Source organism: Colwellia marinimaniae (genome assembly GCF_002207865.1).
GTDB classification, from domain to species: Bacteria; Pseudomonadota; Gammaproteobacteria; order Enterobacterales; family Alteromonadaceae; genus Colwellia; species Colwellia marinimaniae.
This window is the reverse complement of record NZ_BDQM01000353.1, coordinates 1-258: the sequence shown is the minus strand read 5'-3', so window position 1 is coordinate 258 and position 258 is coordinate 1. Positions and strand designations below refer to the sequence as shown.

Annotated in this window: 1 protein-coding gene; it reads right to left on the bottom strand. The window is 48.8% G+C overall.

The window, feature by feature from the left end; all coding sequences use genetic code 11:
• Positions 1-258, bottom strand: a 258-nt coding sequence (locus tag MTCD1_RS19615) for a pyridoxal-phosphate dependent enzyme (protein WP_143760202.1), incomplete at both ends; no start/stop codon positions are given.

Sequence of the window (258 nt, the reverse complement as noted above, 5' to 3'; positions counted from 1 at the left end):
ATTGAATGGGTTACTGTATTGATCGCAGTAGAAATATTTGTCCTTCGAATCGGCATAAATGTCGCGTACATGACGTAGCGCCTGATCGTAACCTTCTAAAGGATCTGTCTCGATAAGTGTGGCACCATGGGCCAGTAAACGTTGCTTGCGTTCATTGCTGGCGTTACCGGGAATGACTATGGTGACGGGAAACCCCAGGGAGGCGCCTATCATGCTGTAAGAGATACCGGCATTGCCACTGCTGGAGTCGAGTATGAT